The organism is Nonomuraea terrae (assembly GCF_004348995.1).
In the GTDB taxonomy this organism is placed as follows: Bacteria; Actinomycetota; Actinomycetes; order Streptosporangiales; family Streptosporangiaceae; genus Nonomuraea; species Nonomuraea terrae.
The window spans coordinates 37,146-50,596 of record NZ_SMKQ01000044.1 but is presented as its reverse complement, the minus strand read 5'-3'; the positions used below and the strand labels follow the sequence as shown (position 1 = coordinate 50,596).

At 69.2% G+C, this 13,451-nt stretch carries 14 protein-coding genes and 1 tRNA gene; 3 read left to right on the top strand and 12 right to left on the bottom strand.

From position 1 onward, the window contains the following. Window positions 1-1,656: 1,656 nt before the first annotated feature. The 5 genes from rplA to E1286_RS17130 all read right to left on the bottom strand — a co-directional run bounded on the left by rplA (window position 1,657) and on the right by E1286_RS17130 (window position 4,215). On the bottom strand, window positions 1,657-2,376 hold the full coding sequence (gene rplA / locus E1286_RS17150; protein WP_132613628.1) for a 50S ribosomal protein L1: 720 nt from the start codon (window positions 2,374-2,376) through the stop codon (window positions 1,657-1,659). A gap of 61 nt (window positions 2,377-2,437) precedes the next feature. Then, the gene (gene rplK, locus E1286_RS17145; protein WP_111185044.1) at window positions 2,438-2,869 is read right to left on the bottom strand and encodes a 50S ribosomal protein L11; all 432 of its coding nucleotides are present in this window, start codon (window positions 2,867-2,869) and stop codon (window positions 2,438-2,440) included. A 117-nt stretch (window positions 2,870-2,986) separates the two neighbouring features. Further along, window positions 2,987-3,751 (bottom strand): transcription termination/antitermination protein NusG, encoded by a 765-nt coding sequence (gene nusG, locus E1286_RS17140; RefSeq protein WP_132613626.1) that lies wholly within the window; start codon window positions 3,749-3,751, stop codon window positions 2,987-2,989. 74 nt (window positions 3,752-3,825) lie between these two features. Next, on the bottom strand, window positions 3,826-4,065 hold the full coding sequence (secE, locus tag E1286_RS17135; protein ID WP_165969768.1) for a preprotein translocase subunit SecE: 240 nt from the start codon (window positions 4,063-4,065) through the stop codon (window positions 3,826-3,828). A 77-nt stretch (window positions 4,066-4,142) separates the two neighbouring features. Further along, a tRNA-Trp gene (locus tag E1286_RS17130) sits at window positions 4,143-4,215 on the bottom strand. 168 nt (window positions 4,216-4,383) lie between these two features. Here E1286_RS17130 and E1286_RS17125 point away from each other — a divergent pair. Then, entirely contained in the window at window positions 4,384-5,592 is a 1,209-nt protein-coding gene (locus E1286_RS17125) for a pyridoxal phosphate-dependent aminotransferase (RefSeq protein ID WP_132613622.1), read from the top strand. A 2-nt stretch (window positions 5,593-5,594) separates the two neighbouring features. Here the strand turns inward: E1286_RS17125 and E1286_RS17120 are convergent, their stop codons facing one another. Further along, window positions 5,595-6,095, bottom strand: a complete 501-nt coding sequence (locus E1286_RS17120) for a hypothetical protein (protein WP_132613620.1) — start codon at window positions 6,093-6,095, stop codon at window positions 5,595-5,597. Window positions 6,096-6,133: 38 nt separating this feature from the next. Beyond that, window positions 6,134-6,739: a hypothetical protein gene (locus tag E1286_RS17115; RefSeq protein WP_132613618.1), complete on the bottom strand. Its 606-nt coding sequence runs from the start codon at window positions 6,737-6,739 to the stop codon at window positions 6,134-6,136. A 107-nt stretch (window positions 6,740-6,846) separates the two neighbouring features. Between E1286_RS17115 and E1286_RS17110 the strand changes: the two genes are divergently transcribed. Next, entirely contained in the window at window positions 6,847-7,866 is a 1,020-nt protein-coding gene (locus E1286_RS17110) for an adenosine deaminase (RefSeq protein ID WP_132613616.1), read from the top strand. On the opposite strand, the gene E1286_RS48855 is transcribed toward E1286_RS17110, so the two are convergent. Then, window positions 7,855-8,799: a hypothetical protein gene (locus E1286_RS48855; protein ID WP_187368178.1), complete on the bottom strand. Its 945-nt coding sequence runs from the start codon at window positions 8,797-8,799 to the stop codon at window positions 7,855-7,857. The two genes, E1286_RS17110 and E1286_RS48855, sit on opposite strands and share 12 nt — an antisense overlap. After that, the gene (locus E1286_RS17100) at window positions 8,786-9,325 is read right to left on the bottom strand and encodes an RNA polymerase sigma factor (RefSeq protein WP_132613614.1); all 540 of its coding nucleotides are present in this window, start codon (window positions 9,323-9,325) and stop codon (window positions 8,786-8,788) included. The genes E1286_RS48855 and E1286_RS17100 overlap by 14 nt, the downstream gene beginning before the upstream one ends. A 149-nt stretch (window positions 9,326-9,474) precedes the next feature. On the opposite strand from E1286_RS17100, the gene E1286_RS17095 reads away from it, so the two are divergent. Next, window positions 9,475-10,191: a class I SAM-dependent methyltransferase gene (locus tag E1286_RS17095; protein ID WP_246074924.1), complete on the top strand. Its 717-nt coding sequence runs from the start codon at window positions 9,475-9,477 to the stop codon at window positions 10,189-10,191. Between the two features lie 26 nt (window positions 10,192-10,217). Here E1286_RS17095 and E1286_RS17090 read toward each other — a convergent pair whose 3' ends face one another. From E1286_RS17090 to E1286_RS17080, 3 genes are all read right to left on the bottom strand, one after another. Then, the gene (locus E1286_RS17090) at window positions 10,218-11,105 is read right to left on the bottom strand and encodes a carbohydrate ABC transporter permease (protein WP_246074923.1); all 888 of its coding nucleotides are present in this window, start codon (window positions 11,103-11,105) and stop codon (window positions 10,218-10,220) included. Further along, on the bottom strand, window positions 11,105-11,989 hold the full coding sequence (locus E1286_RS17085; RefSeq protein WP_246074922.1) for a carbohydrate ABC transporter permease: 885 nt from the start codon (window positions 11,987-11,989) through the stop codon (window positions 11,105-11,107). The genes E1286_RS17090 and E1286_RS17085 overlap by 1 nt, the downstream gene beginning before the upstream one ends. A 70-nt stretch (window positions 11,990-12,059) precedes the next feature. Further along, window positions 12,060-13,325, bottom strand: coding sequence for an extracellular solute-binding protein (locus tag E1286_RS17080; protein ID WP_246074921.1), 1,266 nt, complete (start codon window positions 13,323-13,325; stop codon window positions 12,060-12,062). Window positions 13,326-13,451: the final 126 nt, after the last annotated feature.

Here is a 13,451-nt window from a genome sequence, read left to right as displayed (position 1 = left end):
CTCCCCGGACCTGACCGCCGCCACCATCCCCACCACAACGGCCACGACGGGTGGAAACACGCCGTCCAAGCACAGCAACGCCCACCCACCGAACGGCCCGAAGGCGCAGCGCGCGCTCAGAGGGCACGACAGGCGCCTACTCGCCCCATTACGCCAATGGCGAAAGCACGGCCGGCCACGGCGGCACGCCGATACGAGCCCGCCGCCACCCCGGCAACAGCGCCCGCTGAGCACCCGAAAGGTGAGAAGGGGCGGGCCACTGCGAGCCGCAGAGGGTCGGACATGACGATGCTCCCGGCCCGGATGATCGCTGATCGGCCGGGGGCGATGCCGACCACGTCGGTGCGGCGGCGTCACGCGGGCACGTCGCAAGCGGGGACGCGGCGAGCGCGTCTCGGGGGCCGGGCTGCGCGAAAACGTTCGCGAGTTGCCGGGCGGGTTCGTCCCGAAACGCCGGTCACGGTAAGGCGCCACAGCGCACGCTCCCTTCCGCGCGGCGCATCCGGCGTCAAGGCGAGACGTTGACGTCACCGCCGCAGCACGATGGCCACCCGTAGAATCCCCGGGCCGGCCACCCGAGGGTGGCCGGCCCGTGGGCCATGCATGCGAAGCGCCCATCGTGTGGGGGCACGCACGCTGGGCGCCGCGGACGGGCCTGGTCAGTCCGAACGAGATGATCAGGTCGCCGGGCTTGCCGCTCTTGCCCCCGGGCACCCAGATCGGCCAGGTCCAGCGTCGGCCGACTCGCCGGAGCCGCGGAACCGGTCGAACCCCGCCCCCCACCACTCAAAACGTCTCCCGCGGCAGCACATCGACGTCGGCCGTGTCCCCTCCGTGCTTCCGGCCTGAGCGGGCGGTGGCCGCCGACGAGTCGGTGTCGTGGGTGGTGAGGACCCCGGACTACAAGTCGAGGCGTGCGCGTATCTGGCGGGGCTCACGCGGCGGGTCGGGCGTTCCACGCGGAGAAGACGTACGCGGGCCGGATCGCTTTGTACTTGTCGTACTGCCGCGGCCACGGGGGTGGACTGGTCGAGCCCGAGGCGGTGCACCTGACATGGCTGACATGCCGGAAAACCCCCGGATGTCTGTCTGGCAAGTAGGCGTCAACCTCACTTGTCACACATGTCTGACTACGAGGAGCCGCCCCAGAGAACGGTGAGAACCCTCCTGTACGGCACCACGCCCGGTGAAGCCACGAGAGGTCGGCACCCATCGAGGAGGGCGCGGACCCACGGCTGTGCCCCGCCACCGAAAGGACGGTGCTCCCAAGGAGTTTCGGCGCCGCCCAGACCGGCTCTCCGGCTCCAGGGGACGGCGCAGAGCTCACTAACGAGCAGCCCGAGCTCCCCGAAGGATCCCGGCGAAGAGATGCTCCAGACGCAGAGGATGGCGCATGAGCAGTCCGAGCCCAGAAGGCGGCGCAAAGCCGCGACGAGGAGTCCGAGACGAGGGCGGGGCGGCGGTCGCAGGGAAGCGGATGCGGTCCTGAAGCGAGTGCGGTGTCTGCCGACGCCGCCGGGCCGTCGACGGCCCGGCGGCGTCGGGCAGGACGACGTTCGCCGGGCGGCCGGGGCGGAGGGGTCGAGTGGAAGTCGGGAATGGAAAAGGCCCCCGCCCGGGAAAACCGGGCGGGGGCCTTCTGTGCTGGTGGGAGGGTCAGCTCTCCAGCTCGGACGTCAGTCCGCGGGTGACGTTGGGGTCAACCGGGACGCCCGGGCCCATCGTCGTGGAGAAGGTGACCTTCTTCAGGTAGCGGCCCTTGGCGGCCGACGGCTTGAGACGCAGCACCTCGTCGAGCGCGGCGGCGTAGTTCTCCACGAGCTGGCGCTCGTCGAACGACGTCTTGCCGATGATGAAGTGCAGGTTGGCCTGCCGGTCGGTACGGAACTCGATCTTGCCGCCCTTGATCTCCGTCACGGCCTTGGCGACGTCGGGCGTCACGGTGCCGGTCTTGGGGTTGGGCATGAGACCACGCGGGCCGAGGACACGACCGAGGCGGCCGACCTTGCCCATCAGGTCGGGCGTGGCCACCACGGCGTCGAACTCGTTGAGCCGGTTGCCCTTGGCGATCTCGTCGATCAGCTCGTCGGCGCCGACGATGTCGGCACCCGCCTCGCGGGCCGCCTCGGCACGGTCACCGGTCGCGAAGACCAGGACCCGGGCGGTCTTACCGGTGCCGTGCGGAAGGTTGACCGTGCCGCGCACGATCTGGTCGGCCTTGCGAGGGTCGACGCCCAGACGGAGCGCGACCTCCACGGTGGCGTCGAACTTGGTGCTCGACGTCTCCTTGGCCAGTTTCGCGGCCTCTACGGGCGTGTAGAGCTTGTCGCGGTCGACTTTGACGGCCGCGTCCTTGTAGCCCTTGCTGCGCTGCATTCTTGACTCCTAGTGGTGTGCGGGCCGGCTGGCGGCCCTCCCACGACTTCTGGGAAAGGTCCTACTCGGCGACCGTGATGCCCATCGACCGGGCGGTGCCGGCGATGATCTTCTCGGCTGCCTCGATGTCGTTGGCGTTGAGGTCAGGCATCTTCGTCTCGGCGATGCTGCGCAGCTGCTCGCGGCTGAGCTTGCCCACCTTGTCGCGGTGCGGGACCGCGCTGCCCTTGTCGAGACCCAGGGCCTTCTTGATCAGCTCGGGCGCCGGCGGCGTCTTCGTGACGAAGGTGAAGCTGCGGTCTTCGAAGATGGTGATCTCAACGGGGATGATGTTGCCCCGCTGCGACTCCGTCGCGGCGTTGTACTGCTTGACGAAGTCCATGATGTTGACGCCGTGGGGACCGAGGGCGGTACCCACCGGCGGCGCCGGGGTGGCCTGGCCAGCGGGGAGCTGGACCTTCACCAGTGCGGCGATTTTCTTCTTCGGAGGCATGAGTCCTTCTCCGGGTCCTGATAGCGATGCATCCGGCCCGCGGGCGCGGCCCGGACATGTCGGCGGCCGCCCTTCGCGAGAGGCGGCCGACCGAACGTCTAAGTGTATGTGATCGTCTTAGATCTTCGAGACCTGGTTGAACGAGAGCTCGACCGGAGTCTCGCGGCCGAAGATGGAGACGAGCACCTTGAGCTTCTGCGACTCGGGGCTGATCTCGCTGACCGAGGCGGGCAGCGTGGCGAACGGGCCGTCCATGACGGTGACGGACTCGCCGATCTCGAACTCGACCGTCGGGCCGGTGGCCGTCTTGGCCGCCGCCTTCTTGGTCTCCTCGCTCGGCTCGGGCGCCAGGAGCTTGGCGACCTCGTCTAGGCTGAGCGGGCTCGGCTTGTTGGACAGACCCACGAAGCCGGTCACACCGGGCGTGTTGCGCACGGCGGCCCAGGACTCGTCGGTCAGCTCCATGCGCACCAGCACATAGCCGGGCAGCACGCGCTCCTTGACCGGCACCTTCTTGCCGCTCTTGAACTCCTGGACGGTGTGCGTCGGCACCTCGACCTGGTAGATGTAGTCCTCCATGTTGAGCGACACGTTGCGGCTCTCGATGTTGGACTTCACGCGGTTCTCGTAGCCGGCGTAGGAGTGGATGACGTACCACTCACCGGGCTGGCCGCGCAGCGAAGTCTTGAACTCCTCGACGGGGTCGACGTCGGGAAGAACGGCACCGTCCTCGACGGCGGGCGCCTCGGCATCGGGCGCCTCGTCGCTCTCCGCGACCCCGGCCTCCTCGAGAGCCGCCTCGGCGGCTTCCTCAGTGGCCTCTTCCAGCTCGTCGCCCCACTCGTCGCGGGGGTCCTCCGCCGGAACTGAAGAATCGGACACGGTGACTCTTCCTCTTTCGTCGTATCGTCGAATCGAATGGCGACTCCGTCAGGCGTGCACCGGCGGCGTCTCGGTCAGCCGAAGATCCGGAGGACCGCCCATCCCAGGGCGGCGTCGAGCCCGTACACGATCGCGACCATGATCAGGACGAATATCAGAACGACCGTGGTGTAGGTGATCAGATCCTTGCGTGTCGGCCAGATGACCTTGCGAAGCTCGTTGACGACCTGCCGATAGAAGAGGGCAGGAGAAGTGCGCGTCTTCTTTTCGCCACTGGGCTTGTCCGCGGTCTCGCCGCGCGTGTCGATCGCCACAGTCCTCACCTGATCTGTCGTATCCAACGCAGTTTTGCGGCGCGCTTACACGCCAATTATTGCGCGGACCGCACTCGCAGGGCACGAGGGACTCGAACCCCCAACCGCCGGTTTTGGAGACCGGTGCGCTACCAATTGCGCCAGTGCCCTATGTCGTTGACCAGACTACCCTGATCGACTCACTGCCCGGACCGAACCGCTCAGCGACTTGAGGCGGAAGGACCAGGCGAAAGCATACGGGTGATTCCCCGTTACGTCGAACTCGAATCCGATCGCCCAGCTCACGTGCGTACGAGCCCCTCGTGGGAGCATGGACACATGTCCACCCGACCTCGCATCTCCGCCAGAATCTCCGCGATTTCCGAGTCCGCCACGCTCGCCGTGGACGCCAAGGCCAAGGCGATGAAGGCCGCCGGGCGCCCGGTGATCGGCTTCGGCGCGGGCGAGCCCGACTTCCCGACGCCCGGCTACATCGTCGAGGCCGCGGTCGAGGCGGCCCGCAACCCGCGCTTCCACAAGTACACACCCGCCGGCGGGCTGCCCGAGCTCAAGCAGGCCATCGCCGCCAAGACGCGGCGCGACTCCGGCTACGCGGCCGAGGCCGCGCAGGTCCTCGTCACCAACGGTGGCAAGCAGGCCGTGTACGAAGCGTTCGCGACGCTGCTCGACCCGGGCGACGAGGTCATGGTCGTGGCGCCCTACTGGACGACCTACCCCGAGGCGATCAAGCTGGCCGGGGGCGTGCAGGTCGACGTCGTGACCGACGAGACCACCGGCTACCTCGCGACCGTCGAGCAGCTGGAGGCCGCGCGCACCGAGCGGACGAAGGTGCTGCTGTTCGTCTCGCCGTCCAACCCGACCGGCGCGGTCTACTCGCGCGAGCAGACCGTCGCGATCGGCCGCTGGGCCGCCGAGCACGGCCTGTGGGTCGTCACCGACGAGATCTACGAGCACCTCGTGTACGGCGGCGCCGAGTTCACCAGCATCGCCACGGCCGTGCCCGAGCTGGGCGACCGGGTCGTGATCCTCAACGGCGTGGCGAAGACGTACGCGATGACGGGCTGGCGCGTGGGCTGGCTGATCGGCCCGTCCGACGTGGTCAAGGCGGCGACCAACCTGCAGTCCCACGCCACCTCCAACGTCTCCAACGTCGCCCAGATGGCGGCGCTGGCGGCGGTTTCCGGTGACCTGTCGGCGGTGGCGGAGATGCGTACGGCGTTCGACCGGCGCCGGCAGACGATCGTTCGGATGCTGAACGAGATCCCGGGCGTGTTGTGCCCGGAACCGAAGGGGGCGTTCTACGTATATCCCTCGGTCAAGGAGCTGATCGGCAAGGAGCTGCGCGGCCGGCGGCCCCAGTCGTCGGGAGAGCTGGCGGAGCTGATCCTGGAGGAGGCCGAGGTCGCGGTGGTGCCGGGCGAGGCCTTCGGCACCCCGGGCTACTTCCGGCTGTCGTACGCGCTGGGCGACGACGACCTGGCCGAGGGCGTCAGCCGGCTGGGCAAGCTGCTCGCCGAGGCACGCTGAGCTCAGCCCGAGGTGATGTCGTTCGCGATCGGCCTCACCTCGGTGGCGAGGCCGGGCGTCGCGCCGATGTAGACGGCGGTGCCCGGCCGTTCCAGCCACATGAAGTTGCGCACGCCCGTGCGCGTGACCCAGCGCAGCGCGGGCTTGCCCTCGTAGACCGTCAGCCGCGACCTGGCGACCAGCGTGGCGAACTCCTCGGCCCTGCGCACGCCGCACACGACGCCGACGTAGACGCGCTCGTCGTTCTCCTTCCAGATCCTGCCCTCGACCTCGAGCGGCCGTCTGAGTGAGTCGAGGCGGGCGAACGAGCCCGCCTCCTCCAGGCCGGAGATGGCGGGCAGCCGCACCTCGGAGCCGTCGCACGACAGGGTGACGCCCTCACGGGTGACGTCGGGGGTGTGCGCCGCCCAGGTGACCTCAGGGCGCGGCGTCGCGTGGCCGCCGCCGCACGCCGTGAGCAGGGCCAACACGCACATGACGAGCATCACCGCCGGCCGCCGCATCGTCCCCCCGTACGCGAGTGGTTCCCGGAAAAGGCTCCCTAGTCTCCTACAGGAGCCCTGACGGAGGCGGCGATCCGGACGAGTTCGCCGCTGAGCGAGTCGCTGACCCTGATCCACGCGCCCGTGCCCGGACGTTCGAGCCAGGCGAGCACGCGCCCGCCGTCGGGGTGCCTGCCGACCACGGCCGGTTTGCCCCGCACGGTGGTGGCGCGGGAGTCGAGCACGGTGATCCGCTCGCGGAAGCCGTCCCAGTCGGCGGCCACCGTACCGTGTTCGACCTGGACTTCGACAAATCTGGTGGCGGAGCCGTACCGGGCGCGGGCGCCCTCCGCACCTGGGGTGGGCTCGATCGTGCCGCCGCCGCTGCGTTCGAGGCCGCGGGGCAGGTACGTCAGCCATAAGCGGTCGGAGACGACCGCGATCGGGCTCGGTTCCGCCGCTCCGGCGGCGGCCGGCCGGTCCGGTGACGGAGTGGTGGACGGCGTCGGGACCGCGACCGGCGGGGGTGTCTCCATCGGGGCGCGCGGCGGGCGCCCGAAGCCGGAGGAGAAGAGCGCGTAGATGATGAGTGCCGTCACCGCGAACGCGAGCGCCGCGAGCGCCGCGCGACGTCCCTGCCCGATGTTCTGCCCCTCGGCGATCATTCCTGCTTGATCCCCAATCTTGGGCGCGTCCATACCATGCGTTCGCTTGGTTGCCGGTGACCTGCGAACCGGCCGACTCGGCGAGGGCCAGGTGGCAAGATATGCGGATGGCAAGGCCGTTGCACGCGCTTCCCAAGGCACACCTTCACCTGCACTTCACCGGCTCGATGCGGCACTCGACGCTGATCGAGCTGGCCAGGGAGCAGAGGCTGCACCTTCCCGACGCGCTGGAGGAGGACTGGCCGCCCAAGTTGCGGGCCACCGACGAGCGCGGCTGGTTCAGGTTCCAGCGGCTGTACGACATCGCCAGGTCCGTGCTGACCCGCCCCGAGTACGTCTACCGGCTGCTGCGCGAGACCGCCGAGGACGAGGTGGCGGCCGGCTCGCGGTGGCTGGAGATCCAGGTCGACCCGTCGGGGTACGCCCAGCGGTTCGGCGGCCTGACGGCCACGCTGGAGCTCGTGCTGGACGCGGTGGATCAGGCCGCCCGGCATGCGGGGATCGGCATCGCGGTGGTCGTGGCGGCCAACCGCACCCGGCATCCGCTCGACGCGAACACCCTCGCCCGGCTGGCCACCCAGTACGCCGGCAAGGGCGTCGTGGGCTTCGGCCTGTCCAACGACGAGCGACGCGGGCAGGCCCGGGACTTCGAGCGGGCGTTCAGGATCGCCAAGCGCGGCGGGCTGCTGGCGCTGCCGCACGGCGGCGAGCTGATGGGGCCGCGCAGCGTGGCGCAGTGCGTCGACGACCTCGGCGCCGACCGCGTCGGGCATGGTGTGCGGGCGGCGGAGGACGAGCGGCTCATGCATCGGCTGGCCGACCGGCAGATCTGCTGCGAGGTGTGCCCGACGTCCAACGTGGGGCTGGGGGTGGCCGAGAGCGCCGAACTGGTTCCGGTGCGGCGGCTGTTCGACGCCGGGGTGCCGATCGCGCTGGGGGCCGACGACCCGTTGTTGTTCGGGACGCGGCTTCTGCGGCAGTACGAGCTGGCTCGCGACGTTTACGGGTTCGACGACCGGGAGGTGGCCGAGCTGGCCCGCCAGTCCGTACGGTCGTCGGCGGCGCCCGAGTCGGTGCGCAAGGAGCTGCTCAAGGGCATCGACGACTGGCAGGCCTCACCTGAGTGACTCGGCGATCCTGACGGCCTCTGCCATCGTGCGTACGCCCTCCAGGCGGTAGTCGAGCGTGCCGTCCTGCCAGATGAGAGTGGGGGCGGCCTGGCGCAGGGGGATCTCTGTGCCGTCCGCGCGGGTGAGGTAGCCGAGCGGGTGCTCCCCGGGGATCCACCATGCGGTACGGCCGGAGACCTCGGTGTAGGCGGGCAGCGGGGTCAGTTTCTTGAAGAAGATCGGGTCGAGGCCGCCCTCGAACTGGTCGAGCCGGATGCCGTCCGGCCAGAACATCGACACGACCCTGCCGCCGTCGGCCTCCGATACGCGTTCGGGCTCGCCCAGCGCGGCGGGGGTCCTGACCTGGAACGTTCTGGGGAGCTCGGACGGGGGCACGGTGCGCTCGCCGGGCAGCGGGGCGGTGGCGGTGACGGCCGGAGCCGGAGTTTCGCTGATCCGCAGTTCGACGCCCGCGAACCGCAGGATCCGCGCCACGGCTTCCCGGCCTTGGGGGGTGGCCGCCATGACGGCGAGGACGGCGGCGACCACCGCAGCCACGATCGTCCACCTCTTCCGCCGACCACGCCGCACCGAAGGCCGCCGCCCATCGACTCGCCGACCCGGCGCCCGGGAGCTGCCGCGAAGCGGGGCGTCCGCGCCGGCGGGATCCTCCGGGTGCTGTCGGGCGGGGGTGGCTGTGGAGACGGCGGGATTGTCGTCGGTGTCCGTGGAGTCCGTGGAGTCCGTGGAGTCCGTGGAGTCCGTGGAGTCCGTGGAGTCCGTGGAGTCCGTGGAGTCCGTGGAGTCCGTGGAGTCCGTGGAGTCCAGCGCGGTCAGGCGGGCGCGGACGGCGGCGGCGACGTCGGCAGGAGGCGGGGCCGGTACGTCGATCAGGTCGCCGAGTGCCGTCAGCTCGGCCTCGAGATCGTTGTGCGGATCATGTGAGTTCATTGCCCACCTCCTCCCTCAGTCGGGCCAGTCCGCGGTGAGTGCTGGACTTGACGCTGCCGATGGGCCAGTCGAGCACCTGGGCGGTCTCCGCCTCCGACAGTTGCAAGAAGTACCGGCAGATGACCGCCTGACGTTCCCGATCGGGCAGGGCGCGTACGGCGGCCAGCAGGCGGGTGCGGCGGTCGGTGCTCAGGGCCGCGCTTTCCGGGTCGTCGGGAGCGGCCGGGTCGGCGGTGGCGCCGAGCCGGAGCGTCAGGTCGGAGCGGCGGCCACGTGAACGGGTCAGATTGTGCGTCTCGTTGGCCACGATGCGCAGCAGCCAGGGCCGGAACGGCGCGTCCCTGCGGAACTTGGCCAGGTGGCGGTACGCCTTGACGAACGCCTCCTGGACGACGTCCTCGGCCTCGTCGCCGGCGCCCAGCATGGTGGCGGTCCGGTGAGCGAGCGCGCTGTAGCGGGCGACCAGCGCCTCGTAGGCGGCCAAGTCGCCATCGAGCGAACGGGCGATGGCCTCGTCGTCGTCCATGGCGAGACAGATTCCACCGCAAAAGAGGCCGTACAGGGAAGGGTGTTTGACCGATCGTGTGAGCCTGGCCCCTGCCCGGGGCATTAGACTCGGGCAATCCGCCAGGCCTTCGAAGGAACGGGATTATGTCTTCTGGGTATGACCGTGTAGTGCAACCGGCGGCCGGTGACGAGGCCCTGGAGAACCACCTGGGTGGGGATGAGGCCAGGAACTACCGGCAGTACGAGTTCGACATGGTCGCCCCGCACGTCGGCCGTTCGTTGCTGGAGATCGGCTCGGGGCTCGGCCACTTCGCCGAGCAGTTCCTGCCGCGGCTCGACCGGCTCGTCGTCAGCGACTTCGACCCCTACTGCGTCGAGCAGCTGGAGAAGCGCTTCGCCGACCGTGACGACATCAGCGTGCTGCAGTTCGGCCTGCCGACCGACATCCCGCTGGAGGACAAGGTCGACACGGTCGTCATGATGAACGTCCTGGAGCACATCGAGGACGACGCCGAGGCGCTGCGCTCGCTGGCCAAGGTCACGCTGCCGGGCGGCCGCATCATCATCTGGGTGCCCGGCTACATGCAGCTCTACGGCGACTTCGACCGCAAGGTGGGCCACGTCCAGCGCTACACGCCGAAGACGCTGCGCGCCACGGTGGCCAGGGCCGGGCTCGACGTCGAGGTGCTCAAGCCGATCAACTTCCTGGGCGGCCTGGCCTGGTGGGTGGCGGTGCGCCGGGGCGGCGTGGGCTACCCCGATCCGCGGCTGGTCAAGATCTACGACCGTACGGTGGTGCCGCTGACGCGGCTCATCGAGCGCTTCTTCCGGGTGCCGTTCGGGCAGACGGTGTTCTGCGTGGCGCGCGTGCCCAAGCAGCGCTGAGCCGCCCGCCCCGGGAAGGGGCGGGCCTACTTGATGGAGCCGGCGGTCAGACCGCTGACGACCTTCCGCTCGATCAGCGCGAACAGGATGATCACCGGGATGGTGGCGATCACCGAGCCGGCGAACAGGTTCTGCCAGTCCACCTGGTACTGCCCGATGAACGAGTTGAGCGCGACCGGGAGCGGCTGGTTCTCGGTCGACGTGGTGAGCGTCAGGGCGACCACGAACTCGTTCCACGCCGCGATGAACGTGAAGATGAGCGCGGTGATGACGCCCGGCATGGCCAGCGGCAGGGTGATCCGGAACAACGCGCCGAAGCGGCCGTTGCCGTCGATGAAGGCGGCCTCCTCCAGCTCGCGCGGGATCGAGGAGAAGTACGCGTTCAGGATCCACACCGCGAACGCCAGGTTGAACCCGCCGTTGACGAGGATCAGCGACCAGATCGAGTCGACCAGCCCGAACTGGAAGAACTCGCGGTAGATGCCGACCACCATGGCGGTGGGCTGGAACATCTGGGTGATCAGCACGAGGATGAGGAACGCCGTGCGGCCGCGGAAGCGGTGCCGGGCCGAGTAGTACGCCGCCGGCAGCGCCACGAGCAGCACGAGCGCCGTCGAGCCCGCGGCCACCTTGATCGTCACCCACAGGTTGCCTGCCAGGCCGCTGGTCCAGAAGCCGGTGAAGTTCGACCACACCCACTCGTCGGGCCAGAACGACACGTCGCGCAGCGACCCCTGCGACCGCAGCGAGGTCAGCAGCATGACCAGGTACGGGAACAGGAACAGGAACGCGATGACGTACGCGGAGGCCGCGATGACGACGGTCTTCAGCTTCGGCATCCGGCGCGGCGCCCCCCGGTCGGGGCGGGCCTGGGGTCGCGGCCGGGCCTTCGCCGGCATCGTGTCGACGGCCATCACGCGACCTCCTTGTTCCACCGCGACACCCTGAGGAAGATCACGGTCAGCACGATGACCATGCCGAAGTTGATGACGGACATGGCGGCCGATTCGCCGATGTCGGAGCCTTTGAGGATGTACATGAAGATGGTGGACGTGGCCGTGGAGTAGCCCGGCTGCCCGTGGGTCATCGCCCAGATGATCGGGAAGCTGTTGAAGACGTTCATGATGTTGATCAGGGCGGCCACGGTGAGCGCGGGGCGCAGCAGCGGCAGCGTGATCGACCAGTACGTACGGAAGCGGCCCGCGCCGTCCATCCTGGCGGCCTCGTACACGTCGCCGGGGATCGTCGCGAGACCGGCCAGCAGCGCGTACGTGGTGAAGGGCACCGACACGAAGACGGCCACGAACACCAGCCACGGCATGGCGGTGGAGGCGTTGCCGAGCTGGTCGGCCGCGGCTCCGCCCATCGCGTCGATCAGCCCGAGCTTCAGCCGGATCTGGTTGATCACGCCGACCTCGGGGTCGAGCATCCACTTGAAGATGATCGCCGTCATCAGCACAGACGCGGCCCACGGCGCGATGAGCGCCCACCGGGCCACCTTGCGCAGCGGGAAGCGCTGGTTGAACAGCTGGGCGAGGGCCAGCGAGATCACCACGGTGAGCACGACGACCGCGACCACCCAGATGACGCTGCGGACCATGATGTCCGCGAAGTCCTTCTCGGCGAAGAGCTCGTCGTAGTTGGCGAAGCCGGCCCACCCGCGTACCACGCCGAACCGGCTGATCTCCAGGAACGAGGACCTGACCATCTCGATCACGGGCCAGATCACGACCACGGCGATCAGCACGATGGCGGGCCCGACCCAGGCGAGGGGTTCGAGGGCGCGCAACCTTCTCACATCAGACACCTTTCGAGGGACGGTACGGCCGGCCCACGAAAGGCGCCGGCCGTACCGGGGTCCCGATGGATCAGCTCGCCGCCGATTCGGCGGTCTTCTGCAGCTCTCCGAGGACGGCGGCCGGGTCGTCCTCGACGGCCCCGCCGACGGTCTGCTTGACCGACTGGCTCACCGAGGTCCAGGCCGGGTCCTGGAACGGGTAGAAGCTGGCGTTGGGCAGCGCGTCGAGGAACGGCTTGAGCTTCTCGTCGCCCGACAGCTTCTCGATGCCGCCGTTGGTGACGGGCAGGAGCTTGTAGGTGTCGGAGATCTTCTGCGCGGCGTCGCCGGTGTAGAAGAAGTCGAAGAACTTCTTGATCTCCGCGGCGTGGCCGTTCTGGTTGAACGCCATGATCCAGTCCATGACGCCGAGCGTGGTGTCGAGCGGGCCGGTCTTGCCGGGGATCGGCACGATGCCGTAGTTCTTCAGGCCGGCCGCATCGAAGATCGGGATCGACATGGGGCCGCCGTTGACCATGCCGACCTTGCCCGCGCCGAAGTCCTCCCAGACCGTCTTGCGGTCCTTCGTGCCCGGGTTGGGGGTGGTCAGTCCGGCGTCGACCAGGCCCTTCAGGTACGTGAAGGTCTCGACGTTCTGCGGCGAGTTGATCGCCCACTTGCCGGAGGCGTCCTTGTAACCGCCGCCGTTGCCGAGCATCCACAGGAACGACTCGCCCTGGGCCTCCTCCTGGCCCAGCGGCAGGCCGAACGGCTGCGTCACGCCGGCGTCCTTGAGCTTCTGCGCGGCGGCCTTGAGCTCGTCCCAGGTCTTCGGCGGCTCGGCGATGCCGGCCTTGCTGAACAGGTCCTTGTTGTAGAACAGGGCGCGGGCCGAGGAGACGAACGGGATGCCGTACGCGGTGCCGTCGACCTTGCCGAAGTCGGCGAACTTCTGCAGCAGGTCGCCGGAGACGTTCGGCGACAGGACCTCGTCGACCTTGTGGAGCAGGCCGTCCTGGACGAAGCCGGAGTAGTCGCCGGTCTGCAGGATGTCGGGCGCCTGACCGTTCTGGATCATGGTGGCGACCTGCTTGTCGATGTCGTTCCAGTTGATGACCTGGACGTCGACCTTGATGGTGGGGTTGGCGGCCTGGAACTCGTCGACGACGCCCTTCCAGAACGTCTCGCCCGAGTTGGGCTTGCCGGGGCCGTCGCCGTAGTCGGCGGCGACCATCTTCAGCGTGACCGCGCCGTCGCCTGCCGCCGGGGTGTCGCCTCCCGAGCCGCCCGAGCCGCCGCAACTGGACAGGACCAGCACCGTGGCAAGGCCGAGAGCGGCGCCGCCCACAAGCTTCATGTTCACTGGAGATACCGCCTTCTCGTCGGGCGGGCGACGCTGGTCCGTACCAGCCGGCTGCCCCGCCCTGGGGGATGGGGGCGCGCGAACACACGGCTCGCTCGCGTTTGCGTCAGCGTAAGCCCG

Excerpts from the sequence above, each read along its gene's own strand:
- E1286_RS17115 (WP_132613618.1), bottom strand. The coding sequence starts at position 6,739 with ATGATCGCCGAGGGGCAGAACATCGGGCAGGGACGTCGCGCGGCGCTC.
- E1286_RS17090 (WP_246074923.1), bottom strand. The coding sequence starts at position 11,105 with ATGGCCGTCGACACGATGCCGGCGAAGGCCCGGCCGCGACCCCAGGCC.
- rplA (WP_132613628.1), bottom strand. The coding sequence starts at position 2,376 with ATGCAGCGCAGCAAGGGCTACAAGGACGCGGCCGTCAAAGTCGACCGC.
- E1286_RS17080 (WP_246074921.1), bottom strand. The coding sequence starts at position 13,325 with ATGAAGCTTGTGGGCGGCGCCGCTCTCGGCCTTGCCACGGTGCTGGTC.
- E1286_RS17125 (WP_132613622.1), top strand. The coding sequence starts at position 4,384 with ATGTCCACCCGACCTCGCATCTCCGCCAGAATCTCCGCGATTTCCGAG.
- E1286_RS17100 (WP_132613614.1), bottom strand. The coding sequence starts at position 9,325 with ATGGACGACGACGAGGCCATCGCCCGTTCGCTCGATGGCGACTTGGCC.
- E1286_RS17110 (WP_132613616.1), top strand. The coding sequence starts at position 6,847 with ATGGCAAGGCCGTTGCACGCGCTTCCCAAGGCACACCTTCACCTGCAC.
- E1286_RS17120 (WP_132613620.1), bottom strand. The coding sequence starts at position 6,095 with ATGCGGCGGCCGGCGGTGATGCTCGTCATGTGCGTGTTGGCCCTGCTC.
- E1286_RS48855 (WP_187368178.1), bottom strand. The coding sequence starts at position 8,799 with ATGAACTCACATGATCCGCACAACGATCTCGAGGCCGAGCTGACGGCA.
- rplK (WP_111185044.1), bottom strand. The coding sequence starts at position 2,869 with ATGCCTCCGAAGAAGAAAATCGCCGCACTGGTGAAGGTCCAGCTCCCC.